The following is a 25,701-nucleotide window of genomic DNA, read 5'->3' on the forward strand; positions in this document are numbered from 1 at the left end:
AGCTACACCTCGACGCGGACGACTGATAGCTACACCTCGACGCGGACGACGTGGCCGCCGCAGCCGCACTGCTCGACGTACTCCGCGTCGACATCGTCGCCGAACGCCGACTCCAGCGCCTCGAAGAGGTACTCCTCCGGGTGGCCGTGGTCGCCGTGCGTGACGAGGTTGACGTGGTTGCCGGCGGTCGTGTGCTCGACCGCCTCGATCGCCTGCCGGACGAGCAGGTCGCGGTCCTCGGCGTGTTCCGGGCCTTCGAGGTTCGCGGACCACGAGTTCTCGTGGACGTGATCCGTCACCGGGTCCGCGCCGTGGTCGTGTTCGTGATCGTGTCCTGATGGTGTGTTCGACATACCGGTCGGTACGCCCCCCGGCCCCGTACGTCTTCGAGCGAACATGTTCGAGCGAACGCGCCCGAGCGGACTCCCCGAACGTCTTCGGGGGGAACGATACCGTCCGGGGACGCGTCGATCGACCCATGAGCGCCGACCCATTCGACGACGCGGACGAGCACTTGGACGCCCGCGAGATCGACGGCGAACCGTTCGGCGACATCATGGCCGCGCTCGACGGGCTCGATGACGGGGAGTCGCTCTGTCTGGTGAACAGCTTCGAGCCGGTCCCGCTGTACGACGTGCTGGCCGAGCGGGGGTTCACCCACGAGACGGCGAACCCGACCGAAGACGAGTGGTACGTCGAGATCACGCCCGCCTGAGCGGAGGCGGCTCGGTCCCTCCCGACCGTCCTCGGGCCCCTCGACTCGACCCCGCCGACCGCCCTCCGCAACCTCTTTGCGCGCGGTCGCCGAACCCGGACCCATGAGTCACGGATCCCTCGACGCGGACGCGGTCGAGAGCTACCGCGAGGCCGGCGCGGTGCTGGTAGAAGCGATGAACGAGGCCCGCGAGATGGTCGAGCCGGGCCGAACCCACCTCGAAGTGGCCGAGTGGACGGAGGACTTCGTCCGCGAGCAGGGTGCGGGCCTCGCGTTCCCGGTGAACATCAGCGTCGACCCCGAGGCGTCGCACGCGACGCCGAGCCGCGACGACGAGACGGAGTTCGGCGAGGAGATGGTGTGCCTCGACGTGGGGGTCCACGTCGACGGGTACATCGCCGACGCGGCGGTGACGGTCGACCACAGCGGGACCCCCGAACTCGTCGAGGCCGCGGAGATGGCGCTGGAAGCCGCGCTCGACGAGGCCGGACCCGGCGTCGAGGTCGGCGTCGTCGGGAAAGCGATCGAGGACGTGATCCGCGGGTACGGCTACACGCCCGTCCTCAACCTCTCCGGCCACGGCGTCCAGCGGTACGACGCCCACACCGGACCGACGGTGCCGAACCGCGGCGTCGACCGCTCGGTCGAACTTGAGCCGGGGCAGGCGGTCGCGATCGAGCCGTTCGCCACCGACGGCCGCGGGAAGGTCGGCGAGGGGACCGACGAGGAGATCTTCGAACAGCAGGGCTCGGCGAGCGTGCGCGACCGGCGCGCCCGGCAGGCGCTCGACGAGATCGAGGCGTTCGACGACCTCCCCTTCGCCGCCCGCTGGCTGGAGTCGGACCGCGCCGAGATGTCGCTCCGCCGCCTGAAGCAGGCGAACGCGATCAAGGGCTACCCCGTGCTGAAGGAGGACGACGACGCCTTAGTCAGTCAGGCGGAACACACCCTCCTGATAACCGAGGACGGCGTCGAGGTGACGACCGCGGGGATCCACGGCTTCGACGACTGATGGACCGGATCTTCGCGCCGTGGCGGATCGAGTGGGTCGAGCGCGACGCCGACCCGATCGACGGCTGCCCGTTCTGCGTGCTACCGGAGCGCGAGGACGCCCGCGAGGCCCGGATCGTCGCCCGCACCGAGCGCAACTACGTCCTACTAAACAACGCGCCGTACAACCCCGGCCACGCGATGGTGATCCCGGACGAGCACGTGGAGGACCCGACCGACCTCGACGACGCGACCCTGCTCGATCACGCGAGGCTGAAGGCGGCGACGCTCGCGGCGCTGCGCCGCGACCTCGACCCCGACGGCGTCAACACCGGGCAGAACCTCGGCGGCGACGCCGCGGGCGGCTCGATCGACCACCTCCACACCCACGTCGTCCCGCGGTGGAGCGGCGACACGAACTTCATGCCCGTCACCGGCGACACGAAGGTGATCGTGGAGGCGATAGAGCGCACCTACGACCACCTCCACGCCGGGTTCGCGGCCGACGAGAACGCGGTCGATCCGGGCGACGCCGAGGGGGGCGACGCCGTCGAACTCGACTTCGGCGTCTGAGGCGGCGGTGTCGATTACTTACAAACAAACGGAGCGGTGGCGCGTGCCTGTGAGCGGCCGCCCTCGGCGGCCGCGAGTCAGCACGCGCGAGGGAGTTGCGGTCGCCGGAGCAACGCGGAGGCGACCGCAACGAGGCTGGGGAGGCCTGAGGTGCGGTGCTGTGCGGGGTGGGACTCAAAGGGGCAGTCGCGAGGACGGCGCAGGTGACGCAAGGACCGCAAAGAGCGAGCAGCGCGAGCGACTGAGGACCGCAGCAAACGTGCGCCGTCCTCGCGACTGGGGCTTTGTCGGTGTTCGCCGCCGATCTTCGATTGTCAGATTCGACCGGTCTCCCAACCCCTCGCAACCCGAGTCAGTACACCAACTCGCCCGAGATGAACTTGCGGGTGCGCTCGTTCGCCGGGTCCTCGAAGACGACCTCGGTCGGCCCCATCTCCGTGATCCCGTCGTCGAGCAGCACGGCGACGCGGTCCGCGACGCGCTCGGCCTGATGCATGTCGTGGGTCGCGAGCGCGACGCCGATCCCCCGGTCTCGCGCCTCGCCGATCGCCTCCTCGATCACCGCGGTGTTGCGCGGGTCGAGGTCGGAGGTCGGCTCGTCGAGCAGCAGGGCGTCCGGCTCGTACGCCAGCGCCCGGGCGAAGGAGACGCGCTGGGCCTCGCCCCCCGAGAGCGAGTCGGCGTGGCGGCGCGTCTCGTCCGCCAGCCCGACCACGTCGAGGGCCTCGCGGACCGCGTCCGGGACGCCGCGCCCGAACAGCGACCCGAGCCGGTCCGTCCACGACCGGCGGACCCGGAGCCCGTACTCGACGTTTCGCGCGACCGAGGCGTCGAAGAGGCTCGCCTCCTGGAACACCATGCCGACGCGCCGGCGCAGGGCGAGCCGCTCGGACGCGGAGCGCGCCCACGGGTCGACCCCGTCGAGCGCGACGCGCCCCCCGTCCGGCTCCGCGGCGAGCGCGAGCAGGCGGAGCAGCGTCGTCTTGCCGACCCCGGACGGCCCGATGACCGCGAGCACCTCGCCGGCCTCGACCTCGACCGAGAGGTCCCGGAAGACTGTCTCGTCGCCGTACGCCACAGAGACGTCGGTCGCTCGGAGCATCAGGCGTTCACCCCGCCGTCGCCGAAGTGGACGACGACCGCGTTGACGGTCAACACGAGCGCGACGAGCACCGCGCCGAGGATCATGGCGGTCTCGTACTGGCCCTGTCGCGCCTCCAGCTGGATGGCGGTCGTCAGGGTGCGGGTCTTCGAGACCCCGTCCGCGCCGGTGATGTTGCCGCCGACGATGAGGACGGACCCGACCTCGCTGACCGCCCGGCCGAACCCGGCCAGCACCGCCGTGGCGATCCCGTAGCGCGCCTCCTTGAGGACGACGAGCGCCGCGTCGATCCGCGTCCCGCCGAGCGCGCGCGCCGCGTCGCGGACGCCGCGATCGACCCCGTCGACGGCGGCGAGCGTGATCGCCGTGATCGGCGGCGTCGCGAGCACGAACTGCGACATGATCATCGCCTCGCGGGTGAACACGAGGTTCAGCGACCCGAGCGGCCCCTGGTTCGAGACGGCGAAGAGGACGACCAGCCCGACCACGACGCTCGGGAACCCCATCCCCGTGTTGACGACCGACTTCACGAACCCCTTCCCGGGGAAGTCGGCGAACCCGATCGCGACCGCGACCGGCACGCTGACGAGCGTGCTCAGGGCGACGGCGGTGACGCTCACGTACAGCGAGACGTAAATGACGCTCCAGACGTACCCGTCCCTGAACGGGAGATCGAGGAGCGCCGGTGCCAGCTGCGGGATCGCCGCGAGGGACACGCTCACTCGTCGTTGGAGTCCCCACTCCAGCCTTCCGGTACGTACTGCTGGAAGTCCGGATCCTCCGAGACTGCTCTGGGGAAGAACAACTGCTCGCCGTCCACCCGGTACTCCGAGATCGACTCCTGAACGCCCGGGCTCGTGATCCAGCCGATGTACGCCATCGCGAGGTCGTAGTTGACGCCGTCGTGGACGCCGGGGTTCACCGCCATGACCCCGTAGGGGTTCGCGAGGATCTCCGGTCCGCCCTCGATCGGTCCCTGAACGAGGACCGTCAGGTCGATCTCCGAACGCTGCGAGATGAACGTCCCGCGATCGGAGAGCGTGTACGCGCCCTGCTGGGTGGCGATGTTCAGCGCCTCGCCCATCCCGCTGCCGGTCTCCTGATACCAGTCGCCGCCGGGGTCGATCCCGGCGGCGTCCCAGAGGTTCAACTCCTTCGTGTGGGTCCCGGAGTTGTCGCCGCGCGAGACGAACGACGCCCCCGCGTCGGCGATCGTCGTGAGCGCCTCCGTCGCCGAACTCATCCCCTGAATCCCGGCCGGGTCGCTCTCGGGGCCGACGATCACGAAGTCGTTGAACATCAGGTCGCGGCGGTTGACGCCGTACCCGTTGCGAAGGAACTCGTCTTCGAGCCCGCGGGCGTGGACCATCACCACGTCGGCGTCGCCGTTGCGGGCCGATTCGAGGGCCGCGCCGGTCCCCTGTGCGACGGCGTCGACGCTGACACCGTACATGTCCTCGAAGTCCGCGTGGATCTCGTCGAGGAGCCCGGTGTCGTAGGTGCTCGTCGTCGTCGTGAGCGTGAGCGTCTCGCCCGCGACGCCGGCCCCCGAGTCGTCGCCCCCCAGCGACGAACAGCCGGCGGTACTCGCCACCGCAGCCGTTCCCAGCGCCGCCACGAACGCTCGTCGTTGTATCGGCATAGATACAACGGTGTGGTTTCCACCTCATATAGCTTGCGTCACCCGACCGGGTGGCGCGCTCCTCGGCGGTCGGGCGAAAGCGCCAACACGCCTCGGGGCGACCGCGGAGACATGGACGAGACGAGCGACCCGAGTCCGGCCGCCGCCGCGGGCCGCGGCCGCGCCGCGCTCATCGAGGACGGCGTCGAGTTCGACGGCCGCGACGCGGCGCTCCTGCGCGCGGTCGACGCGGCGGGGTCGGTCGCGGGCGCGGCCTCGGAACTCGGTCGCTCCCGCGCCCGCGCCCTCTCGCGGATCGAGACGCTGGAGGGGGCCTACGGCACGCTCGTCGAGCGGCGGCGCGGCGGCGAGGGGGGCGGCGGGAGCCGGCTCGCCGCCCCGGGACGCCGCCTCCTCAACCGCTACGACCGGCTCCAGGCCGTCCTCGCGGCGACCGCGGCCGTGCCGGAGACGGTCCTCGACGGTACCGTCGCCGCCGTCGACGGGGAGCTGGCGGTCGTCGACACCGCGGTCGGCGAACTGTCGGGCCTCCACGGCGGCGCGGGCGACGGGGACGGCGGAGATGGGCGGGACGCCGGGATGATCCCCGGCGACGCGGTCCAAGTCCGGATCGGTGCCGACGCCGTCACCGTCAACGACGCGGCCGACGCGGTCGACCCCGACGCGACGAGCGCCCGGAACCGCCTCGCCGGACGGGTCCGAGCGATCGAGCCGGGCGAGACGGTGTCAGCGGTCCGGATCGCGGTGGACGGGGACGGCGACGAGGCGGACGTGGCGACTGGCGGTGACGAGGCGACTGGCGGTGACGAGGCGGACGAGGCGACTGGCGGTGACGAGGCGGACGAGGCGACTGGTGGCGACGACGCGGACGACGGTGCCGTGATGGCCGCGCTGATCACCGCCGAGAGCGTCGAGCGGCTCGGTCTCGCCGCCGGCGCTCCGGTCTCGATCCGATGGAAGGCGACGGCGACCCGACTGGTGCCGCAGACCGAGTGATTCCGGCTCCGCGGGGTCGCGTCGCCCCTCCGCCCGTGGCAACTCCTCCCGCGCAAGCGAACGGTTTTTGCGTCGACCGACGGGAGAGGTGGTATGGACGAGGACACCCCCGAGGGGGCCGCTCCGGGAGACCGGGGCGCAGCCCTCGCCGACGGCGGGACCGAGCGCGCGGACGAGCCGACCGAGGACGTCGCGCTCGACCCGTGGGGGTCGGCGTCGGTCGGCGACTACGCGGACCTCTTCGAGGAGTTCGGTATCGAGGCGTTCGACGACGTGGCCGACGGCGTGCCGGACCCGCACTACCTGATGCGTCGCGGCGTCATCTTCGGGCACCGCGAGTACGACGCGGTCGCGGAGGCGATGGCGAACGACGAGCCGTTCGCCGCGCTCTCCGGGTTCATGCCCACCGGCGACCCGCACATCGGCCACAAGCTCGTGTTCGACGAGATCATCTGGCATCAGGAGCAGGGCGGCGACGCGTTCGGGCTGATCGCCGACCTCGAAGCCCACTCGGCGCGGGGGATGTCGTGGGGCGAGATCGACGAGCACGCGCGCAACTACCTCCTGAGTCTCCTCGCGCTCGGCTTCGACGCCGACGAGGGGGAGATCTACCGCCAGTCCGACAACCGCGCGGTCCAGGACCTCGGGTTCGAACTCGGCTCGAAGGCGAACTTCTCGGAGTTCGAGGCGATCTACGGCTTCGACGGCGAGACGAACATCTCGCACATGCAGAGCGTCGTCACCCAGACGGCGGACATCCTCTACCCCCAGCTCGTCGACGAGCCGAAACCCACGGTCATTCCGGTCGGCCCCGATCAGGACCCCCACGTCCGGCTCACCCGCGATCTGGCGACCCGCGTGCGCTACTTCAAGGTGACCGAGGCGTTCGCCTCCTTCGAGCTGGACGACGACGAGCGACAGCTGGTGCGGGCAGCCTACGACGCGCTCGCGGCGGACGATGCGGCCGGCGGAACCGACGGCGACGGGGAGGGCGAGACCGACGTGCGCTGCGAGGACGCGGCCGAGTGGCTCGCGGACTACGAGCCGCCGGAGAGCGACCGCGAGAGCGTCGACCTCGCGGCCGCGAAGGCGTCCGCGCTCGACAAGCTCGAAGCCGGCGGGAAGGAGCCGCTCCGCCCCCGGGTGCGCTTCTTCGACCGCAACGCCACCGACGAGGCGTTCGAGGCGCTCATCGAGGCCGTCGAGGGCGAAAAGCGCGTGTTCGAGGGCCACGTCGACGCGTTCAACCTCACCCGCGACGAGGCCGAATCGGTCGCGCGGGAGGTCGAGATCGACCACGACGGGTTCGGCTTCCGGCAGCCCTCCTCGATCTACCACCGGTTCATGACCGGGCTCACGGGCGGGAAGATGTCCTCGTCGATCCCGGCGAGCCACATCTCGCTGCTCGACGACCCCGAGGACGGCTACGACAAGGTGAAGGCCGCCACGACGGGCGGCCGCGACACCGCCGAAGAGCAGCGCGAACTCGGCGGCGAGGCCGACGAGTGCCCGGTCTACGAGCTGTACGCCTACCTGCTGGCGGGCGACGACGACGAACTCACCAAAGAAGTCTACTCCGAGTGCGTCAACGGCGAGCGGCTCTGTGGCGGCTGTAAGGAGCAGGCCGCGGAGCTCATGCGCGAGTTCCTCGAAGATCATCAGGAGAAGCGCGCGGAGGCCGAGGAACTGCTCGCCGACCTCGACATCGACCTGGACTCGGACCGGCGCGGCACCGGCGGCGAGCACTGAGCCGACGCGAGCGAGACGCGCCGGTTACCGACTTTTTATCCCGCTGTGGCGCGCGCCTCCGAGGCCGCCCCGCGGCCGAGGAGCGTGCGCGAGGGAGTCGGTCGCCGGAGCGAAGCGACGGCGACCGACGAGGCTGGGGAGGCGTAAGGCTGTGGTTGCGGTGCTGTTGCGGGGCGGGACTCGAAGGGGCAGCCGGGAGGCGGACAGAGGCGACGTAAGCACCGCAGCGAGCAACGCGAGCGAGGAGCGCAACGAGCGTCTGTCCGCCTCCCGGCTGGGGCTTCGGTGGTCGTGTTCTCGGTAGCGACCGCATCGCACCGAGCGGTCAGAACTTCGCCGATATTCTCGTCGCCGCGGCCCCTCTCACACTACAGCTCCTCTTTCAGGTACACGCCGAGCAGACCGCCGAGCGCGCTCAACACGACGGTGTAGGCGACGCCGCCGGCCACGGCGATAGCACCGAGCACGAAGACGCCGCCGAACGCGAGGCCGAGTTCGAGCGGGATCGGAAAGAACCCCAAAAGCGGGAGGAGCACCAACCCGACCAGCAGGATGGCGGCGATCGGGATCGACGCGATGAACCCGGAGAGCGCGCCGACCCGAAGCCCGCCGTCGGTGTCGCCGCTACCGTCGTCGTTCAAGTAGCCGGCGACCGCCCCGCCGAGGAGCGGGCCGATACCGGTAACGGAGAGCAGGACCGACGCGACCGCGCCGACGACCGCGTTGAGGAGGGTGTTTTCGGTGTCCATACGGACTCGAACTCTCGGCGGCCGCATACGCTTTGCGGACGACGCCGCCCGGAAAACGACCGATAGCCGAACCCCCGTGCGTCCCGAGCCGATGGTTTATGAGGCGGGCGGTACCTGTCACGGGTATGAGCGAGGAGGAGGCCATCCACGTCGCGGACGTCAGCGAGGGGATCGGCGGCGACGCGACGGCGGACCCGGGCGCTCCGGTCGAACTCCCGGTCGTCGACGTGCTCACCGGCCGGTCGTTCATCACCGGGAAGAGCGGGTCCGGGAAGAGCAACACCGCGAGCGTCGTCATCGAGAACCTCCTCGACAACGGGTTCCCCGTGATGATCGTCGACACGGACGGGGAGTACTACGGCCTGAAAGAAGAGTACGAGATCCTCCACGCCGGTGCCGACGACGAGTGCGACATCGTCGTCTCGCCGGAACACGCCGAGAAGCTGGCGAACCTCGCCTTAGAGCAGAACGTCCCGATCATCTTAGACGTCTCCGGCTACCTCGAAGAGGACACGGCGAACGAACTCCTCTTAGAAGTGGTCAAACAGCTGTTCGCGAAGGAGAAGCGCATGAAGAAGCCGTTCCTGCTCGTCATCGAGGAGTGCCACGAGTACATCCCCGAGGGCGGCGGGATGGACGAGACGGGGAAGATGCTGATCAAGGTCGGCAAGCGCGGCCGGAAGCACGGCCTCGGCATCGTCGGGATCAGCCAGCGCCCGGCCGACGTGAAAAAGGACTTCATCACCCAGTGCGACTGGCTCTGCTGGCACCGGCTCACGTGGGACAACGACACGAAGGTGGTCGGGCGCATCCTCGGCTCGAAGTACGCCAGCGCGGTCGAGGACCTCGGCGACGGCGAGGCCTTTCTGATGACCGACTGGGACGAGTCGATCCGCCGGATCCAGTTCCACCGCAAGCAGACGTTCGACGCGGGCGCGACCCCCGGGCTCGACGACTTCGAGCGCCCGGAGCTGAAGTCGGTCTCCAGCGACCTCGTGGGCGAACTCCAGTCCATCTCCGACGAGCAGGAGCGCCGCGAGTCGGAGCTCGCCGACCTCCGGCAGGAGCTCGACAAGAAGGATCAGCGCATCCAGGAGCTGGAACGCGAACTGGAGGAGGCCCGCGACCTGAGCAACATGGCCGACCAGTTCGCACAGGCGCTGCTCGGGAAGGCCGAGGCCCCGTACCGCGGCGGCGGCGGGCGACCGCCGGCCGGCGGCGACCGCCTCGGGCCCGCTACCGCAGAAGATCAGGACTCCGAGGGCGGCGATGCCGGCGACCAGTCCGTGCTCAAGTCGTACGACGAGGCGGTCGCCGCGACCGAGGGGGGCGGAGAGACCGACGCGACCCCGACAGACGACGCCGAGACCGCGACCGAGTCGGCCGAATCGGCCGCCGACGGCGGTGCGGAAGTCGACCCGGACGCCGCTGGCTCCGCCCGCGCGGCCGCCGACTCCGCCCGCGCGACCGCCGAGTCGACGGCCTCGGGCTCGGCGGCCGTGGACGAGTCCGGCCCGCCGGACGACGTCGACCCCGTCACCCGCGACGACGTGGCCGAGAGCGCGCTCCGGTTCGACGACGCGATCGAACTCGGCACCCGCGAGGCCGTCATCGAGGAGCTCCGGTCGCGGATCGAGTCGCTCCCGGAGCTCTCCCGCGGGATGCTCCGCCACTACCGCCGCGAGGGCGCGAGCGACCCCGTGGCCGCCCACATCGACGCCGGCGGCGACGGCGACTCCGGGCACGCCTACAGCCGCCACCGGCCGATCCGGCGCGCGGGACTCATCCGCCACGCCGGCCGCGGTCACTACGCCTACGCGGTCCCGGACCTCGTCCGCGAGGCGTACGCGGACCGGCTCGACGAGGCGCAGGTCGACGAGGTCGTCCGCGCGGTCGAGACCGTCTTCGTCCCGCCCGCCGAGCTGAGCTACCCGTCGGACGCCGACCCGGACGACGTCGCCGGCCCGGAACCCGCGGACGACCTCCATCCGTCCGGCGAGCACGCCCGCGACGAGCGGACCGTCGCCGAGGACGGCGACGCGCTCGCGGCCGACGGCGACCCGACATCGGAGGACCCGCGCGCCGCGTCCGACGGGGAGGCCGGCGCGGACGGGGGCGAGTCGCCCGCCGACTCCGGGCTGAGCGACGCCGCGCGACGGTTCGCCGAGCGGTCGGAGCGCTGAGCCCCGTTTCCGGCGGCTGGTCGAGGTCGGCGGCGGCGAGCCTCTCGACGGGTCAGAACGGCAGCGAGAGGTACTCGCTCGGGACCGCGTTCCGCGCGGTCACCTGCGGGTCGACCACCTGACTGACCTCCAGTCCGCCGACGAGGCTCGAAAAGAGGTACGCGTCGGTGCGCGAGAGGCCGTGGTGGTGCGCCAGCAGGTCCAGCATGTCGCCGTTCGCCAGTTCGACGGCCTCCTCCAGCGTCTCGGCGCTGGCGAGGGTCTTCACCGCGTCGCCGGTGTCGACGACGGGTCGGTCCAGCGAGACGGTCGGGTCCTCGATCACGGAGAGCGTCGCGTCGACCTCGACCGCGATCTCCGCGCCGGTCCCGCACATCTCGCCGTCGGCCATCGCGGCCTTCGCGTCCCCCATCGCCAGCATCGCGCCCTCCTGAAACACCGGGAAGTAGACGGTCGTCCCGCCGGTCACGTCGGTCGTGTCGAGGTTGCCGCCGTGGTCGTCGGGGGTGAGCGTCGAGACCGTCTCCCCGCCCGTGGCGACGCCGATGGTCCCGATCACCGGCTCGATCGGCACGTCGATCCCCTCGAAGTCGATCCGGCCGCCGTCACCGTTCTCGGGGCCGCCGGCCTCACCGTCGACCGCGCCTCCACCCTCCACCTCGGTGACCCGCGTCGCGGGGTGGTCGATCTCCGGGTCGTCCTGAAGCAGACCGAATCCGGGTGCCGTGAGCACTCGGCCGCGGTCCTCGGCGACTCGGACGGCCTCGATGTCGACCGCGAGCACGTCGCCCGGACTCGCGCCCGCCACCGCGATCGGCCCGGTCGCGGCGTTGACCTCTTCGGGGATCGCGTCGAGAAGGTCGTCGTCGCTCTGGATCGCCCCGTTCAGGCTGTCGATCGTCTCGATCGTCACCGACTCGCCGTCGTCGGCCTCGTAGACCGGGTCCATCTCGGGGCCGAACTCGTAGACGTGTCCGTCGAGGTGTGAGACGCGTTCGCGTGGCATCGGGTCGGTATCTGCGCCGCACCCTAAAAAATCCGGGCGACTGACTCGACGCGACGAGAGCGTCGCGCTCCGAGGGTGTTACTCGTCGCTCTCGCCCGCGTCGCCGCCGTCCGCGCCGCCTTCGTCGTCCGCCTCGGTCTCGTCGTCGTCCGCCTCAGTCTCGTCGTCGTCCGCCTCGTCACCGCCCAGTCCGGCCGCCTCGAAGGCGGCCTCGACCTCGTCGACCGGGACCGTGCGGAAGCCGTCGGCCTCCGTCACGGTCGCGACTGCGAGGTCCGACGGCTCGAACTCGTCGTCGTGCGCGGCCAGCGCCGCGACGGCGAGTTCGATGCCGTCCTCCAAGGAGAGGTCGTCCGTCCACTCCTCTTCGAGGTGACCCTGGATGTCCTGCCGGCCGCCGCCGATGACGGTCGCCTTCCACTCGTTGGGCGTCCCCGAGGGGTCGGCCGCGAACAGGCGCGGCTCGCCGTCGTCGATGCCGCCGATGAGGAGGGCCGCGCCGTACGGTCGCGTGCCGCCGCGCTGGGTGTTCTCCTGGATGTGGTCCGTGACGAACTTCGTCAGCGTCTCGACGCCGACCGGCTCGCCGTAGCGGAGGCGGTTCCCCTGCGACTGGCGGCGCGCGAGGTCGATCAGCTGGCGGGCGTCGGCGACGTGGCCCGCGCTCGCGGTGCCGAGGTGGTCGTCGAGCTTGTGGAGCTTCTCGATGCTCTCGGCCTCCATCAGCGACGAGGAGGGCCGCGACATCGCGACGAAGACGACGCCGTCCGTCGTCCGGACGCCGACGCTCGGCGCGCCGCGAGAGACCGCCTCGCGGGCGTACTCGACCTGGTAGATCCGACCGTCCGGCGAGAACAGCGACGTGCCGCGGTCGTACGCCTGCTGATCGTTGTTGCCCATCATCGCCGATCACCCGCTCGCGCGGTGTCACGTTCGCTCATTACACCCACTTACGTCGCGCCGTTGAAAAAGGGTCCGTAACCGGTACGTCTCGGCCGCGTCCGGAACCGCGAGGTCGCCGCGGGGTTCGGTCGCCGACGGATATATCCACGCAGGTCGCTTAGGTCGCCTGACATTGACGCTCACACGAACCTCAGCCGCGCTGCTGGCCGCGTTGACGATCCTGTCGGCCGTCGGCGGGGCGTTCGCGGTCGGCGGCGCGGCGGCGGTACCGGACGCGCGGATCACCGTCGGCGAGGTCGGGGTCTCCCCGGGCGACCCGGCCGTCGGCGAGCGGACGGCGCTGAACGTCACCGTCTCGAACTCCGGCGGCAGCGACGCGGCGGCGAACGTGACCGAGGTCCGCGTCCGCGACGCCGACGGCGACGTGCTCGACAGCGTCTCCGGCGTCGGCGCGCTCTCGGCGGGCGACTCGCTCGACGCGACGCTGTGGACGACCTTCGAGGAGCCGGGCGAGAAGCGGCTCACCGTCGAGGCCGTCGCGAACCAGTCGACGACCGGCGAGTTCGTCACCGTCAGCCGCGACGCCGTGATCGAGGTGCGGCCGACCGAGGTGTCGCTCGACCTGCGGACCCGCGCGCTCGACCCCGAGGACCTCCAGAGCGACGACGGGAGCGAGAGCCCGGCGGCCGACCTCGGCGTCGGCGGCATTCAGGGCATCTTCGGCGGTGGCGGCGGACTCGACGCGAACGACGGCGGACAGGGCGAGGAGTCGCCCCCCGTCGCCGACTCGCCCGTCGCGGTGACCGTGGTCAACACCGGGACGACGACCGCAGACCGCGTCAGCCTCCGCGCCGTCGGGACCGCGGTCGAGGGCGGTGGCGACACCGGCGACGGAGACGACGCGGACGGCGACGCCGACGAGACGGTCGACGTCGGCCCGTTCGTCGTGGAGGACGTCGCGCCCGGCGAAGAGCGGCGGGTGATCGTCGACCTCGGGCCGCTCGACCGCCGCTCGGCGGTGACGGTCTCCGCGGCGTTCCGCGCCGACACGGACCAGCGGAACGACCGCGGGGCGGACCGGACCGCGGAGTCGACGGTGACGTACCCGGTCCGCGAGGCGACGCCGACCGTGACCGACGCGACGGTCCGCGAGGGCGCTGACGGCGCGGTCGTCGTCGACGCCAACCTCGGAAACGCCGGGTCGGGGGAGATGACGGGGGCGGTCGTCTCCGTCGGGGACGCGCCCGGCGTCGAGCCGACCCCCGCCGGCGGCGAGTACTTCGTCGGGTCGCTCTCCGGGAGCGACTTCGTCGGGGTCGAACTCGAAACGGCGGTGAACGCCTCCGTGGCGGACGAGATCCCCATCCGCGTCGCCTACACCGAGCGCGGCGTCCGGTACACGGAGACGCTGACGGTGGCGGCCCCCGAGCCGGACGACGAGAGCGACGGCGGCGGGACGCTCGGCCGGATCGGCGTCGGTGGCGTCGGGTCGGCGAGCGCGCTCGCCAGCGCGCTCGCGGTCGTCGGCCTCGCCGGTGCGGTCGGCGTCGCGGTCAGGAGCGGGCGCGTCGGCGGGTCGAGCGACCGGGGGCGCGACGGGCCGGCACCGTGAGCGGGAACGCCGCGGACGACGCCGGAGCCGACGACCCGGCCGTCGGTGACACTCCCGTCGGCGACCCACCGGTCCGCGACGACTACGGCGTCGCGCTCCGGGGCGTCGTCAAGCGCTACCCGAGCGGCGGCGGCGACCCGGTGGTCGCGCTCGACGAGGTCGACTTTGCGGTCCGACCGGGCGAGTTCGTCGCGGTGGTCGGCCCCAGCGGGTCCGGGAAGTCGACGCTACTGAACGTGCTGGGGCTGCTCGACGACCCCACCGCGGGCCGTCGCCTGCTCGACGGCACCGACGTGACGGACCTCTCGGTGGCCGAGCGCACTCGGGCGCGAAAGGAGTCGATCGGGTTCGTTTTTCAGGACTTCCACCTGCTGCCGACGCTGACCGCGGTCGAGAACGTCGCGATGCCGACCGCGTTCGACCCCGGGGAGGCGAGCGACCGCGCCGCGGACCTCCTCTCGCGGTTCGGGCTCGGCGACCGGCTCGACCACGAGCCGAGCGAGCTCTCCGGCGGCCAGAAGCAGCGCGTCGCCATCGCCCGCGCGCTGATCAACGAGCCGGCCGTGCTGCTCGCGGACGAGCCGACGGGGAACCTCGACACGGAGACCGGCGAGTCGATCCTCGCCGAGTTCGAGCGCGTGAACGCCGAGGGGGTCGCCGTCGTCGCGGTCACGCACGACCCGCTCGTCGAGCGGTACGCCGACCGCGTCGTCGACCTCACCGACGGGGTGATGACCGGCGGGCTGCCGGGAGACGGCGCGTCTTCGTCCAGCGACCCCACGGCCGCCCGAGGTGACCGATGAGCGACCGGAGCGCCGACGGACTCGCCGGCTGGCTCCGCGGGTGGGGTCCCGCGGTGTCGATGGCGTCGCGGAACCTCCGCCGGAACCGGGTGCGGACCGCGCTGGCCGTGCTGGGCGTCTGTATCGGCGTCCTCGCGGTCGCGGCGCTCGGCATCTTCGGGAACGTGCTGGCGCTCGGGGCCGACGACGCCATCGGCGACATCGGGACGCAGGTCGTCGTCTCGCCGAACGCGGACGCCGGCGTCGAGTCGCTGTCGAACGCGGACGTCGCGTCGATCCGGCGCGCGGTCGACGGGGCCGCCGGCGGCGGGGCGGCCGTCGTCCCGCTGTACTCCGACAGCGCCACCGTCGCGCGGCAGGGCGACCAGACGTTCGCGACGGTGTACGGGGTCGAGGAGCCGGCGCTCGCGTACGAGGCCGCCGAGGGGAGGTTGCCGGAGCGCCACCGTCAGGGGGCGATCCTCGGCGCGGGCATCGCCGAGGACCTCGGGGCCGGGGCGGGCGACACCGTGGAGATCGCCGGCTCGCAGGTGCGGGTGATCGCGGTGCTGGTCGAGAGCCAGACGTTCAGCCCGGTGGCCCCCGACGACGCGGTCTACCTCCCGGAGTCGGCGTTCTCGGCCGACGGCTACGCGCAAGCGCTTGTCATCTCCGACTCCGGCGAGGCGGCTCGCGTCGCGGCCGACGCGATCCGCGAGGAGGTGAACGCGCGCGAAGAGCGCGTGGAGCTGTTCGAACTGGCCGCCCTCGTCGACGAGATAAACGAGTTCTTCGGCCTGCTCTCGACGTTCCTGCTCGGGCTCGGTGCCATCTCCCTCGTCGTCGCCGGGGTCTCCATCCTCAACGTGATGTTGATGAGCACCGTCGAGCGCAGACAGGAGATCGGGGTGATGCGCGCGGTCGGCGTCGCCCGCCGCGACGTGTTGCGCGTCCTCCTCGCCGAGGCCGGCCTGATCGGCGCGGTCGGGGCCGCGGCGGGCACGCTGCTCACCGTCCTGCTCGTCGCCGGCCTCGTGGTCGCGGCCGAGGAGGTCGACGCCGCGCTCGCGCTCGACCCGACGAACGGCTACTACCTCCTCCTGGCGCTCGTCTTCGGCGTCGGCGTCGGGATCGTCAGCGGCGCGTACCCCGCGTGGAAGGCCGCCAACGAGCGGCCGGTCGAAGCGCTGCGGAGTTGAACGCGGGAGGGATCGGGGAACTCCGAGGCGTTCACCGAGGCCGAGGGGTCGGTGGCGAGCGGACCCGACGGGAGACCCCGCCGAACGCTTCTCAGGCGGACGCGAGATCGAACGAGACGGCCGGTCGCTGAAGCGTGCGAGCCAATCGAGCCCGTCCCTCATGCGCGCCGCCCCGGCGGGAGACGGTACGCGGTAGCAGGGACAGTCGGTCGAAGGCCCGTAGCGACGATTCAGTCGTTTCCGTCGTTCCCGTTCTCGCTACCGTTGCCACCGTCGCCGGCCCCGTTCGGGTTCGCCGACGTCGTCTCCGCGGGGCACAGGATAACGTCCTCGGCCTTCGACTCGTAGACGCCTACTTCCTCGTGCTGGGTGAAGAAGGACACCAGCACGACCGCGTCTTGGTAGTCGCGGTCCGCTCCCTCGTTAAACTCGAAGAGGTACACCGCCTGGTTGTCGTCGAGCGTCACCTCGCCGTCATCGATGTACGGCTCGACGTACGCCGCCGCGGACTGCTGTCCCTCGCCGCTGCTGAACGACGGTGCCTCGTCGCCGTCGCGGTAGACGCGGACGTTGTCGGAGTTCTCGGTGCTGGAGACGTGCGTCCACGTGTATCCGACGAACTCACAATCAAATCCGAACACGTTACAGTCGTACTCGGGCCGTGCGCCCGCCGCCTGGACCTCGACATCCGTCTCCGGATCCTGTCTAGAGATGCCGTACGATCCGACTACCTCGTCGGTGTCGTTCTGTGCCGTCCACGCATGGACGCGCTCGCCGCCGAGATGGACGCTGACGTTCACCGGCGGGTCGGCCGTCTCGGACGACCACCCCGTCCCAACGAACTTTACGTTCGCCGTGTAGTCGGTCGTCGCCTCCACCCGGCTCCCGTCGATGACGAACCCACCGCGCTCGACCGGAATCGTACGCGAAGAGAGGATGTACCCCCCGCCGCCACCGTTATGGGTTAGATCCACGGACACCTCGCCGGTGTCCGCGTCACAGACCGCCGACTCGTCGAGTTCCACATCCAGTTGCTCGCCGGCGGCCCACGTTCCGTCCGCGAACGCCCCCGCGTCAAACTCCGACAACGGGACCCGAGTCCGACTTTCGCCCTCTCCGATTACGACAGAGAGCGCGTCGACGTCGACGGACTCGCCACCCCGGTGAACGAACTCCAGCGTGTGCCGCGTCTCGTTTCCGCCGATCTCCACCTCGATGGACTGTTCGCTCGCGACGAACGGAGGCGGCGACTCTAGCGTGTCGCCGAAGCCGAGGACCAGTACCGTCGTCGTCGCCGCGAGCGCGACGACGATGGCGAACATGAGAACCGCTCCGACGACCGGTGAGATCCCGCGATCATCGAAGCGAGAGGACATAACGTGACTGTCACGTATATAATTCAAAACTCTTCTGGAAAAATTATCGAATTTGATACAATCCAGATCCGTTCACCCGCGGTTCGTCGCATACCCCGTACACGAGCCGGAAGCCGCGGTATCGACGCACGCACACCACCGGTGGTGTCGTCCGTTCGGTGGCCGCGTGGTCCGTGGTGGGCGGATATCGATTCATCGCTCGTCACGCGGCCGCGCGACGCGCCACCAGTCGGACCGCGATGCCGACCGCATAGCCGACGGCCCCGAGCGCGACCGCGAGCGGCAGGCCGAACTCGACGACCGACTCCAGCCCGCCCATCAGTTCGGCCCGGGCCGACCCGTGCGCGAATCCAAGCATCCGCGGGTAGGTGTACCGGGAGCCGCCCGTCCACTCGCCGGTGAGGAGCCCCACCAGCGGCGGAAACGTGTATCCCCAGACGGCGATCAGACCGAGCGACCCGACAGTCGACGCGAGGCCCGCTCCGAAAAACCCGGCGGCGACGGCGATCGCCGGCGCGATCACGAGCCAGCCGAAGAAGGCGTAGAGGCCGACGCTCGCTCCCGCGAGGAACGCGACCGACGCGACCGCGAGCAGGACCCCGACCGACAGTAGGAGGAGCCGGCGCGGACGGCGGTCGCCGAGGACGTGTCGGCGGAGCCGACCGCTACTGGACCGATCGCTGTCCGCGAGATCGCCGTCGAGACTGTCGCTACCGAGTCGGTCGTTGTCGGGCGAGTCGCCGGGAGGGCTCACGTCGTGTGGCCCGATGCCCGGGAAAATACGTCTTGTGCCGACTGCGAGTCCGTTCGACCGCTCAGACGCCGCGGCCCTGGAGCTGCTCTTCCTCCTCCATGTCCTCGTTGGACTGCCCTTTCATCCCCTTGCCCGTGCCGCTGGCGATCCGGGCGAGCTCCTCGGGGTCGTCCCAGTTGTTAACGGCCTCCACGATGGCGTTGCCCATCGCCGCGGGGTCCTCCGCCCCGAAGATGCCGGAGCCGACGAAGATGCCGTCGCAGCCGTGGTACATCATCAGCGCGGCGTCGGCGGGCGTCGCGATGCCGCCGGCCGCGAAGTTGACGACCGGGAGCCGCTCGGCCTCGGCGGTCTCGTGGACCAGGTCGCGGGGCGCGCCGTGTTCGCGGGCCCACTTCTCGCGCTCTTCGTGGTTGAGACCGGTGAGCGTCCGGATCTGATTTTTGATGGTGCGCTGGTGTTTGACGGCCTGGTTCACGTCGCCCGTGCCGGCCTCGCCCTTCGTCCGGATCATCGCCGCGCCCTCGTGGATGCGCCGGAGCGCCTCGGGGAGGTTCCGGGCCCCGCAGACGAACGGCGAGGTGAAGTCGCGCTTGTCGGTGTGGTACTCGTCGTCGGCGGGCGTGAGCACCTCCGACTCGTCGATCATGTCGACGCCGAGCGCCTCCAGGATCTCCGCCTCCTTGCGGTGGCCGATCCGCGATTTCCCCATCACCGGAATGGAGACCTCGTCGATGATCTCGGGGACGCGCTCGGGGTCGGGCATCCGCGCGACGCCGCCGCGCTTGCGGATGTCGGCCGGCACGTGTTCGAGCACCATCACGGCGACCGCGCCCGCGTCCTCCGCGATCCGGGCCTGTTCGCGGTTGACGACGTCCATGATGACGCCGCCCTTCTGCATCTGCGCGAAGCCGCGCTTGACAAGCTCGGTCCCGCGCTTCAGCTCCTCTAAGTCCGTGGCCTCTGGCATGAATACTGGTAGGGTCGCCGGCCACTTAACGGGTCGCTTTCGGGGGGATGGACGGTCAAGAGCGCCGCTCGCGCCCGAACCCGTTCGGGGGGTCGCCGCTCGCTCGGAACCACCGCAACGGCGAAGTCCCCGCCCGTCCGAGTGACGGTCGTGACTACCGGAGCGATCCTCGCCGGCGGGCGCTCGACGCGCTTCGGCGACGCGGACAAGTCCGTCGCACGGATCGCCGGCGTGCCGATGGTCCGCCGGGTCGCCGACCGGCTCGCGGGGACCGACGACCCGGTTCCGCCCGGGGCCGACCGCGCCAGCGGCGGCGACGCGGTCGTCGACGAACTCGCCGTCAACTGCCGCCCCGACCAGCGGGATGCGATCGCCGAGGCGCTGTCCGGCGTTCCGCTCCCCGTCCGCTGGGCGATCGACGAGGAACCGGACCTCGGGCCGCTGGCCGGAATCGGGAACGCCTGCCGGGCCGCGACCGAGCCGTACGCCGCCGTCGTCGCCTGCGACATGCCGTTCGTCGACCCCGCCTTCCTCGCGGCGATGCGCGAGACGGTCGCGGAGTCGGGGGCCGAGGCGGCCGTCCCGCGGCTCGAAGACCGCTGGTATCAGACGACGCAGGCGGTGTACGCGGCCGAGTCGGCGGCGGAGGCCTGTCAGCGTGCGCTCGACCGCGGCGACCGCAAGGTGCTCGCGCTGGTGGACCAGGTGGACGCCGTCGTCGTCGACGACGAGGCGATCCGGTCGCTGACGGCCGAACTGACGTTCACGAACGTCAACACGCGGCCGGAGCTTGACGAGGCGGAGCGGGCGGTCGCTGCCGCGGCCGACGCCGCCTGAACCGGAGAGAAGTGGGGCCGCCGGCCGCGGCGTCAGTCGGTCAGCGTCTCGTACGCCTCGTTGAGCCGCTTGAACTCCTCCTCGTCGCCGTCCTCGCCGTCCGGGTGGAGCCGCTTCGCGCGCTCGCGGTACGTCCGGCGCACCGTCTCCCCGTCGGCCGTGCGGTCGAGGCCGAGCGTCTCGTACGCCTCGCGCTCCGTCATCCGGTCGGTCGACGGCGCGCGATCTCGGGGACCCCTCGCCCCGGAGCCGCGGGGACCGCCCGGACCGCGAGCGCCGCGCCGACTCCCGCCCGGCCCCGCACCCGGGCCGCGACCCCCGTCGGCAGCGCCGGCGGCGCGGTACGCGCGCTCCCGGTTGGCCTCGGCGCGGGCGCGCTGTCTGGCGCGCTCGCGCTCCGTCGGCCCCGCCTGCTCGGCGGACCGCCGGGCCTGATCGCGGAGGCGGCCGCTGGCGTGGTACCAGAGGAAGTACGAGACGGCACCGAACGGCACCGCGAGCGCCAACGCGATCGGGTGGAGCACGATCCCGGCGATCACGAGGAGCGCCGTCATGCCGACGAACGTCCCGGCGAGCCCCACGACGATCGTTCGGTTCGTCACGGCCGCATTCGGGGTCGCAGAACCGTAAGGCTCTCGCCGACGGACTGCCCTGCGGGCCGGCGTCGCCTCCGCACCGTTTATGACCGCGGCCGCCCGGGTACGGGGTATGGAACCGGCGGACCGAGAGACGGTGACGGGGCTGCCGCCCGGAATCGCGGCCGCCCGCGAGGAGCTCACGCCGATGCTCTCGCAGTACGCCGACCTCTGTGCCGCCCACGGGGACGCCCTCGTCCTGTTTCAGGTCGGCGACTTCTACGAGGCGTTCTGCGAGGCGGCCGAGGCGGTCGCGCGGGTCTGCGAGGTGACGCTGACCGAGCGGTCCGACTCCACCGGCGACTACCCGATGGCCGGGATCCCCATCGACAACGCGGCCCCCTACCTCGAATCGCTGCTCGACGCGGGCTACCGCGTCGCGCTCGGCGATCAGGTCGAGGACGCGGAGCAGGCCTCCGGGCTCGTCGACCGCGCGGTCACCGAGGTGATCACGCCCGGGACCGTCGTCGAGGACGACCTCCTGGAGGCCGGCACGACGAACTACGTCGCGGCCGTGACCGAGTCCGACGGCGTCGTCGGCCTCGCCGCCGTCGACGTCTCGACCGGCGAGTGCCTCGTCACGTCGGGCGATCGGGACGCGGTCGCGGGCGAGCTCGACCGGATCGCGCCGGCAGAACTCATCGCGGGACCGGCCGCGCCGGCGTTCGAGCCGAGCGACGCGGAGCGCGGCTGGGAGACCCACGAGTACGACGCCGACGCCTTCGACCGCCGGACCGCGGCCGAGCGGCTGGAGCCGTACCTCCCGGCACCCGAGCGCCGCTTCGACGCGGACGCTGAACTGCGGGCGGCGGGCGCGGTGCTCGCGTACGCCGAGTACACGCAGGGCGACGACGGCCCGCTCTCGTACGTGACGCGGATTCGGCGGTACGACCCCCGCGACCGCCTCCGGCTCGACGCTGCCGCCCAGCGGAGCCTCGAGCTGTTCGAGAACCGCGGGCTGGGGGCGAGCGACACCCTGTTCGACGCGCTCGACGAGACGAACTGCGCGCTCGGCCGGCGCTGTCTGGAGCGCTGGCTCCGGCGGCCCCTCGTCGACGCCGACGCGATCCGGGGCCGCCACGACGCGGTCGGCGAACTCGCCGACCGGAGCCTCGCCCGCGAGGGGGTCGCCGACGCGCTCGCGACCGCCTACGACCTCGAACGCCTCGTGAGCCGGGTCTCGCGGGGGCGGGCCGACGCCCGCGACCTGCGCTCGCTCGGCCGGACGCTCGCGATCGTGCCGGAGCTGAAGGCGACGCTCGCGGGGGCGGACGGCGAGGTGGGCGTGGACGGTGAGCGGGTGGCGGACGGCGGGTCCGAGGCCGAGGGAGACGACGACGCCGAGTACCCCCGAACGGACCGCCTCAGCGACCTCCGCGACCGCCTCGACGAGCTGTCCGGGGTCCGCGAGCTGATCGACGACGCGATCGCGACCGACCCCCCACAGGAGATCACCGAGGGCGGCGTAATCTGTGAGGGGTTCGACGACGACCTCGACGACCTCCGGGCCACCGAGCGCGAGGGCCGCCGGTGGGTCGCGGACCTCGAAGCGAGCGAGCGCGAGCGCACCGGGATCGACTCGCTGTCGGTCGGGCACAACCAGGTCCACGGCTACTACATCGAGGTGACCGACGCCAACGCCGACCGCGTCCCCGACGACTACCGCCGCCGACAGACCCTGAAGAACAGCGAGCGGTACGTCACGCCGGAGCTGAAGGAGCGCGAGGAGGCCATCGTCGGGGCCGCGGAGCGCGCGGACGCCTTGGAGTACGAGCTGTTCGTCGACGTCCGCGAGCGCGTCGCGAGCGAGACCGAGCGGATTCAGGAACTCGCGGACGCGCTCGCCGAACTCGACGCGCTCGCCTCGCTGGCGACGGTCGCGGTCGAACACGACTACGTCCGCCCCGAACTGCGGGGCGGTTCCGGGGCAGACGCAGACGCCGGGATCGCGATCGAAGGCGGTAGACACCCCGTCGTCGAGCGGACGGAGGAGTCGTTCGTCCCGAACGACGCGGACCTGCCGCGCGGCTCGGTCGCCGTGATCACGGGGCCGAACATGAGCGGGAAGTCGACGTACATGCGGTCGGTCGCGCTCGCGGTCGTCCTGGCCCAGACGGGGTCGTTCGTCCCCGCGCAGGCCGCCTCTCTGCCCGTCTTCGACCGCGTGTTCACCCGCGTTGGAGCCTCCGACGACATCGCCGGCGGCCAGTCGACGTTCATGCGCGAGATGAGCGAGCTGACGGAGATCCTCCACGACGCCGGGCCCGACTCGCTCGTCCTCCTGGACGAGGTCGGGCGGGGGACGGCCACCACCGACGGCCGCGCCATCGCCCGCGCGGCCGCCGAGTTCCTCCACGACGAACTGGGCGCGACCGCGCTGTTCGCCACCCACTACCACGAGCTCACGGACCTCGCGGACGAGCGCGAGCGCGTCTTCAACCTCCATTTCACCGCCACCCGCGAGGACGGCGACGTGACGTTCCTCCACCGGGTCGTCCCAGGAGCCTCCTCGTCGTCGTACGGCGTCGAGGTCGCGGAGCTCGCCGGTGTCCCCGGCCCGGTCGTCGACCGCGCCCGGGACCTCGTCGCCGCCGAGGAGGGCGACCGGCGGGGGGAGCCGGATGTGGTCGGGGTCGGGACCGGGGCCGGCGACCCGGCCGTCGACGGGGCTTCGAGTCGGGGGCCTTCGAATCAGGAACCGCCGGACGAGGAGGACGAGGACGGGACCGACGACGGCGGGGACGGAACGGACGACACCGACGCGTCGCTGCGCGAGTTCCTCGCCGAGGAGTCCGCGGACGACCCGGGAGACGGCGAAGGCGGGCCGAGCGGCCGGAACGGCCGGGAGTCGGCCGGGAGTCGGGCGGACGCCCCGGGCGACGCGGACCGGGCGGTCGCGCCCGACGCCGCCAGCGAGGTCGTGGCGGCGCTCCGCGACCTCGACCTCGCGCGGATGACGCCGATAGAGGCGCTGAACGCCCTCCACGACCTCCAGTCGCGAGCCGACGATGACGGGTGACCGGGACGGCGGGCGCGGGGTTTCCGGCGGCGACCGTGCCGACCGTGCCGGCGACGACGACCGCGCCGCCGACGACCGCGCCGCAGACGACGCGGACGGGAGCGACGCCGACGACCGCGTCCGCCGGCTCGACCGGGAGACGGTGGACCGGATCGCCGCCGGCGAGGTGGTGACGCGGCCGGCGCGGGTCGTCGGCGAACTCGTCGACAACGCGCTCGACGCCGGCGCGTCCCGGGTCGAGATCGCCGTCGACGGCGACGGCACCGACCGGATCCGCGTCGCGGATGACGGCCGGGGGATGACGCGGGCCGACGCGGCCCGCGCCGTCGAGCGCCACGCGACGAGCAAGCTACCGCCCGACGGCGACCCGGTCGGCGTCGAGTCGCTCGGCTTCCGCGGCGAGGCGCTCGCGGCGGTCGCCGAGGCCGCTCGGCTCGAACTCGTGACGAGTCCGGGCGACGGGGTCGGCACGCGGGTCGTCGTCGACGGGACGGCGGAGGCCGCCGGGAACCCGCAAGGGCCGGACCCCGCGGTCGAACCGGCGGGTCGCGCCCAAGGGACCACGGTCGTCGTCGAGGACCTGTTCGCGACGCGGCCGGCCCGCCGGGAGTCGCTGGCGGGCGCGAACGCCGAGTTCGCGCGGATCTCCTCGCTGGTCGCGGACTACGCGCTGGCGAACCCCTCGGTCGCGTTCTCGCTCGAACACGACGGCTCGACGACGCTGACGACGCCCGGCACCGACCGGACCGACGCCCTGCTCGGCGTGTACGACCGCGACACCGCGAGCCGGTCGACGGCCGTCTCCGCCAGCGTCGAGATCGGCGGGGAGTCGGCCGGCGGTGGACCGGAGCCCGTCGACGTCGCCGTCTCGGGCGCGCTGGCGTACCCGTCGGTCACCCGGGCGACGCGAGACCACGTCCGCGTCTCGGTCAACGGCCGGCCGGTCCGGAACGACCGGCTCGCGGCCGCGGTCCGCGAGGGGTACGGCCGCCTCCTCCCGGACGGTCGCGAGCCGGTCGCGGCGGTCGACGTGTCGCTCCCGCCCGGCCGCGTCGACCCGAACGTCCACCCGGCGAAGCGGGAGGTGGGGCTCCGCGACGCCGACGCGGTCGCGGACGCGGTGGCGTCCGTCGTCGCGGACGCGCTCACCGGCGCGGACCTCCGGCGCTCCGCGGGCGTGGCCACCGACCTCGAATCGGCGCTCGACCCGGTCGGCGACGAGGACGGCTCGCGGGCGGGCGCGTTCGCGGACGCCGAGCCGATCGGCGCGTTCCGCGACCTGTACGTCCTCGTCGAGTCCGGCGACGACCTGCTCGTGATCGACGGGCACGCCGCCCACGAGCGCGTGAACTACGAGCGGCTCGCCCGCGCGTTCGACGGCGAGCCGGTGCCGACCGCCGCGCTCGACCCGCCGGCGACCGTCTCGCTGTCGACCGACGAGGCGGCGGCCGCGCGGGCCCACGCCGACGACCTCGCCGCGCTCGGCTTCGAGACCGAGGCGTTCGGCGGCGGGACCCGCCGGTTGCGGACGGTCCCCGCGCCGTTCGGCCGGACCGCGGACGCGGACGCCTTCCGCGACGCGCTCGCGGCGCTGTCCGGGTCGGCCGGCGGCCGAGGCGCGTCGGGAGACGCGCGCGACGCCCTGCTCGCGGATCTGGCCTGTCACCCCTCGCTGAAGCGGGGGGACTTCGAGGACCTCGACGACGCCGACCTCCGGGACCTCCTCGACCGCCTCGGAGAGTGCGACCGCCCGTACGCCTGCCCGCACGGCCGTCCCACCGTCCTCTCCGTCGACGCGGCGACGTTCGCGGCCGGGTTCGGCCGGAACCGGTGACTCGGGGGTGAGCCCGCGGTGGCTCGGCGGCGGCCCGTCCGGGGTCGCTGCCGCGGTCCGAGACGAGTCCGGCAC

Annotated in this window: 23 protein-coding genes; 12 read left to right on the forward strand and 11 right to left on the reverse strand. The window is 72.1% G+C overall.

Annotated features, from left to right (window positions below; genetic code table 11):
* Positions 1-29 precede the first annotated feature (29 nt).
* Complete coding sequence (locus tag NAF06_RS08580) at positions 30-353, reverse strand: CGCGG family putative rSAM-modified RiPP protein (protein WP_008584296.1); 324 nt, start codon at positions 351-353, stop codon at positions 30-32.
* A 125-nt stretch (positions 354-478) separates the two neighbouring features.
* Here NAF06_RS08580 and NAF06_RS08585 point away from each other — a divergent pair, with 125 nt between their 5' ends.
* The 3 genes from NAF06_RS08585 (at position 479) to NAF06_RS08595 (ending at position 2,278) form a co-directional block, all read left to right on the forward strand.
* Positions 479-715 (forward strand): DUF2249 domain-containing protein, encoded by a 237-nt coding sequence (locus NAF06_RS08585; protein ID WP_008584295.1) that lies wholly within the window; start codon positions 479-481, stop codon positions 713-715.
* Positions 716-818: 103 nt separating this feature from the next.
* Entirely contained in the window at positions 819-1,727 is a 909-nt protein-coding gene (gene map, locus NAF06_RS08590) for a type II methionyl aminopeptidase (protein ID WP_008584293.1), read from the forward strand.
* Positions 1,727-2,278 (forward strand): HIT family protein, encoded by a 552-nt coding sequence (locus NAF06_RS08595; RefSeq protein ID WP_008584291.1) that lies wholly within the window; start codon positions 1,727-1,729, stop codon positions 2,276-2,278. Before map ends, NAF06_RS08595 begins: the two co-directional genes overlap by 1 nt.
* Before the next feature lie 352 nt (positions 2,279-2,630).
* On the opposite strand, the gene NAF06_RS08600 is transcribed toward NAF06_RS08595, so the two are convergent.
* Genes NAF06_RS08600 through NAF06_RS08610 form a run of 3 tightly spaced genes read right to left on the reverse strand, consistent with a single transcriptional unit; the run spans position 2,631 to position 5,022 of the window.
* Positions 2,631-3,380 carry an ABC transporter ATP-binding protein gene (locus NAF06_RS08600; protein ID WP_008584289.1) on the reverse strand — a complete coding sequence of 250 codons (750 nt, stop codon included), beginning with the start codon at positions 3,378-3,380 and terminating at the stop codon, positions 2,631-2,633.
* The gene (locus NAF06_RS08605) at positions 3,380-4,102 is read right to left on the reverse strand and encodes an ABC transporter permease (RefSeq protein ID WP_008584287.1); all 723 of its coding nucleotides are present in this window, start codon (positions 4,100-4,102) and stop codon (positions 3,380-3,382) included. Before NAF06_RS08605 ends, NAF06_RS08600 begins: the two co-directional genes overlap by 1 nt.
* Positions 4,099-5,022, reverse strand: a complete 924-nt coding sequence (locus tag NAF06_RS08610) for an ABC transporter substrate-binding protein (RefSeq protein ID WP_049908793.1) — start codon at positions 5,020-5,022, stop codon at positions 4,099-4,101. Before NAF06_RS08610 ends, NAF06_RS08605 begins: the two co-directional genes overlap by 4 nt.
* 111 nt (positions 5,023-5,133) lie before the next feature.
* On the opposite strand from NAF06_RS08610, the gene NAF06_RS08615 reads away from it, so the two are divergent.
* Both NAF06_RS08615 and NAF06_RS08620 read left to right on the forward strand, forming a co-directional pair.
* Positions 5,134-6,018: a TOBE domain-containing protein gene (locus NAF06_RS08615; protein WP_008584282.1), complete on the forward strand. Its 885-nt coding sequence runs from the start codon at positions 5,134-5,136 to the stop codon at positions 6,016-6,018.
* 93 nt (positions 6,019-6,111) lie between these two features.
* Positions 6,112-7,767 carry a tryptophan--tRNA ligase gene (locus NAF06_RS08620; protein ID WP_008584280.1) on the forward strand — a complete coding sequence of 552 codons (1,656 nt, stop codon included), beginning with the start codon at positions 6,112-6,114 and terminating at the stop codon, positions 7,765-7,767.
* Between the two features lie 368 nt (positions 7,768-8,135).
* Here NAF06_RS08620 and NAF06_RS08625 read toward each other — a convergent pair whose 3' ends face one another.
* The gene (locus NAF06_RS08625) at positions 8,136-8,516 is read right to left on the reverse strand and encodes a DUF5518 domain-containing protein (protein ID WP_008584278.1); all 381 of its coding nucleotides are present in this window, start codon (positions 8,514-8,516) and stop codon (positions 8,136-8,138) included.
* A 125-nt stretch (positions 8,517-8,641) separates the two neighbouring features.
* Between NAF06_RS08625 and NAF06_RS08630 the strand changes: the two genes are divergently transcribed.
* A complete protein-coding gene (locus NAF06_RS08630; protein ID WP_008584275.1) occupies positions 8,642-10,699 on the forward strand; it encodes an ATP-binding protein in 2,058 nt (685 codons plus the stop codon).
* Between the two features lie 52 nt (positions 10,700-10,751).
* Here the strand turns inward: NAF06_RS08630 and NAF06_RS08635 are convergent, their stop codons facing one another.
* Together NAF06_RS08635 and psmA are read right to left on the reverse strand one after the other, a co-directional pair.
* Positions 10,752-11,705 carry an acetamidase/formamidase family protein gene (locus tag NAF06_RS08635; protein ID WP_008584273.1) on the reverse strand — a complete coding sequence of 318 codons (954 nt, stop codon included), beginning with the start codon at positions 11,703-11,705 and terminating at the stop codon, positions 10,752-10,754.
* A gap of 78 nt (positions 11,706-11,783) precedes the next feature.
* Complete coding sequence (psmA, locus tag NAF06_RS08640; RefSeq protein WP_049908801.1) at positions 11,784-12,605, reverse strand: archaeal proteasome endopeptidase complex subunit alpha; 822 nt, start codon at positions 12,603-12,605, stop codon at positions 11,784-11,786.
* Positions 12,606-12,774: 169 nt separating this feature from the next.
* Between psmA and NAF06_RS08645 the strand changes: the two genes are divergently transcribed.
* From NAF06_RS08645 to NAF06_RS08655, 3 genes are read left to right on the forward strand one after another with little or no spacing between them, the layout of a single operon-like run.
* The gene (locus NAF06_RS08645; protein WP_192813809.1) at positions 12,775-14,220 is read left to right on the forward strand and encodes a CARDB domain-containing protein; all 1,446 of its coding nucleotides are present in this window, start codon (positions 12,775-12,777) and stop codon (positions 14,218-14,220) included.
* Positions 14,217-15,023 carry an ABC transporter ATP-binding protein gene (locus NAF06_RS08650; RefSeq protein ID WP_008584268.1) on the forward strand — a complete coding sequence of 269 codons (807 nt, stop codon included), beginning with the start codon at positions 14,217-14,219 and terminating at the stop codon, positions 15,021-15,023. The genes NAF06_RS08645 and NAF06_RS08650 overlap by 4 nt, the downstream gene beginning before the upstream one ends.
* Entirely contained in the window at positions 15,020-16,201 is a 1,182-nt protein-coding gene (locus NAF06_RS08655) for an ABC transporter permease (RefSeq protein WP_008584266.1), read from the forward strand. Before NAF06_RS08650 ends, NAF06_RS08655 begins: the two co-directional genes overlap by 4 nt.
* 230 nt (positions 16,202-16,431) lie before the next feature.
* Here NAF06_RS08655 and NAF06_RS08660 read toward each other — a convergent pair whose 3' ends face one another.
* The 3 genes from NAF06_RS08660 to pdxS form a co-directional block, all read right to left on the reverse strand.
* Complete coding sequence (locus tag NAF06_RS08660) at positions 16,432-17,577, reverse strand: type IV pilin domain-containing protein (RefSeq protein ID WP_080507153.1); 1,146 nt, start codon at positions 17,575-17,577, stop codon at positions 16,432-16,434.
* 202 nt (positions 17,578-17,779) lie between these two features.
* The gene (locus NAF06_RS08665; protein WP_008584262.1) at positions 17,780-18,331 is read right to left on the reverse strand and encodes a hypothetical protein; all 552 of its coding nucleotides are present in this window, start codon (positions 18,329-18,331) and stop codon (positions 17,780-17,782) included.
* A gap of 61 nt (positions 18,332-18,392) precedes the next feature.
* Entirely contained in the window at positions 18,393-19,301 is a 909-nt protein-coding gene (pdxS, locus tag NAF06_RS08670) for a pyridoxal 5'-phosphate synthase lyase subunit PdxS (RefSeq protein ID WP_008584260.1), read from the reverse strand.
* 150 nt (positions 19,302-19,451) lie between these two features.
* Here pdxS and NAF06_RS08675 point away from each other — a divergent pair, with 150 nt between their 5' ends.
* Complete coding sequence (locus NAF06_RS08675) at positions 19,452-20,138, forward strand: molybdenum cofactor guanylyltransferase (RefSeq protein ID WP_049908798.1); 687 nt, start codon at positions 19,452-19,454, stop codon at positions 20,136-20,138.
* A gap of 32 nt (positions 20,139-20,170) precedes the next feature.
* Here NAF06_RS08675 and NAF06_RS08680 read toward each other — a convergent pair whose 3' ends face one another.
* On the reverse strand, positions 20,171-20,740 hold the full coding sequence (locus NAF06_RS08680; protein ID WP_008584256.1) for a J domain-containing protein: 570 nt from the start codon (positions 20,738-20,740) through the stop codon (positions 20,171-20,173).
* A gap of 106 nt (positions 20,741-20,846) precedes the next feature.
* Between NAF06_RS08680 and mutS the strand changes: the two genes are divergently transcribed.
* Both mutS and mutL read left to right on the forward strand, forming a co-directional pair.
* The gene (mutS, locus tag NAF06_RS08685) at positions 20,847-23,792 is read left to right on the forward strand and encodes a DNA mismatch repair protein MutS (RefSeq protein WP_008584253.1); all 2,946 of its coding nucleotides are present in this window, start codon (positions 20,847-20,849) and stop codon (positions 23,790-23,792) included.
* Positions 23,782-25,626, forward strand: a complete 1,845-nt coding sequence (gene mutL / locus NAF06_RS08690; RefSeq protein WP_008584251.1) for a DNA mismatch repair endonuclease MutL — start codon at positions 23,782-23,784, stop codon at positions 25,624-25,626. The genes mutS and mutL overlap by 11 nt, the downstream gene beginning before the upstream one ends.
* Positions 25,627-25,701: the final 75 nt, after the last annotated feature.

The organism is Halorubrum hochsteinianum, assembly GCF_023702125.1.
Classification (GTDB): Archaea; Halobacteriota; Halobacteria; order Halobacteriales; family Haloferacaceae; genus Halorubrum; species Halorubrum hochsteinianum.

What these genes read in the sequence shown, in the direction of transcription:
- NAF06_RS08580 (WP_008584296.1), bottom strand. Translation starts at nt 353, where the DNA reads ATGTCGAACACACCATCAGGACACGATCACGAACACGACCACGGCGCG.
- NAF06_RS08585 (WP_008584295.1), top strand. Translation starts at nt 479, where the DNA reads ATGAGCGCCGACCCATTCGACGACGCGGACGAGCACTTGGACGCCCGC.
- map (WP_008584293.1), top strand. Translation starts at nt 819, where the DNA reads ATGAGTCACGGATCCCTCGACGCGGACGCGGTCGAGAGCTACCGCGAG.
- NAF06_RS08595 (WP_008584291.1), top strand. Translation starts at nt 1,727, where the DNA reads ATGGACCGGATCTTCGCGCCGTGGCGGATCGAGTGGGTCGAGCGCGAC.
- NAF06_RS08600 (WP_008584289.1), bottom strand. Translation starts at nt 3,380, where the DNA reads ATGCTCCGAGCGACCGACGTCTCTGTGGCGTACGGCGACGAGACAGTC.
- NAF06_RS08610 (WP_049908793.1), bottom strand. Translation starts at nt 5,022, where the DNA reads ATGCCGATACAACGACGAGCGTTCGTGGCGGCGCTGGGAACGGCTGCG.
- NAF06_RS08615 (WP_008584282.1), top strand. Translation starts at nt 5,134, where the DNA reads ATGGACGAGACGAGCGACCCGAGTCCGGCCGCCGCCGCGGGCCGCGGC.
- NAF06_RS08620 (WP_008584280.1), top strand. Translation starts at nt 6,112, where the DNA reads ATGGACGAGGACACCCCCGAGGGGGCCGCTCCGGGAGACCGGGGCGCA.
- NAF06_RS08625 (WP_008584278.1), bottom strand. Translation starts at nt 8,516, where the DNA reads ATGGACACCGAAAACACCCTCCTCAACGCGGTCGTCGGCGCGGTCGCG.
- NAF06_RS08630 (WP_008584275.1), top strand. Translation starts at nt 8,642, where the DNA reads ATGAGCGAGGAGGAGGCCATCCACGTCGCGGACGTCAGCGAGGGGATC.
- NAF06_RS08635 (WP_008584273.1), bottom strand. Translation starts at nt 11,705, where the DNA reads ATGCCACGCGAACGCGTCTCACACCTCGACGGACACGTCTACGAGTTC.
- psmA (WP_049908801.1), bottom strand. Translation starts at nt 12,605, where the DNA reads ATGGGCAACAACGATCAGCAGGCGTACGACCGCGGCACGTCGCTGTTC.
- NAF06_RS08655 (WP_008584266.1), top strand. Translation starts at nt 15,020, where the DNA reads ATGAGCGACCGGAGCGCCGACGGACTCGCCGGCTGGCTCCGCGGGTGG.
- NAF06_RS08660 (WP_080507153.1), bottom strand. Translation starts at nt 17,577, where the DNA reads ATGTCCTCTCGCTTCGATGATCGCGGGATCTCACCGGTCGTCGGAGCG.
- pdxS (WP_008584260.1), bottom strand. Translation starts at nt 19,301, where the DNA reads ATGCCAGAGGCCACGGACTTAGAGGAGCTGAAGCGCGGGACCGAGCTT.
- mutS (WP_008584253.1), top strand. Translation starts at nt 20,847, where the DNA reads ATGGAACCGGCGGACCGAGAGACGGTGACGGGGCTGCCGCCCGGAATC.
- mutL (WP_008584251.1), top strand. Translation starts at nt 23,782, where the DNA reads ATGACGGGTGACCGGGACGGCGGGCGCGGGGTTTCCGGCGGCGACCGT.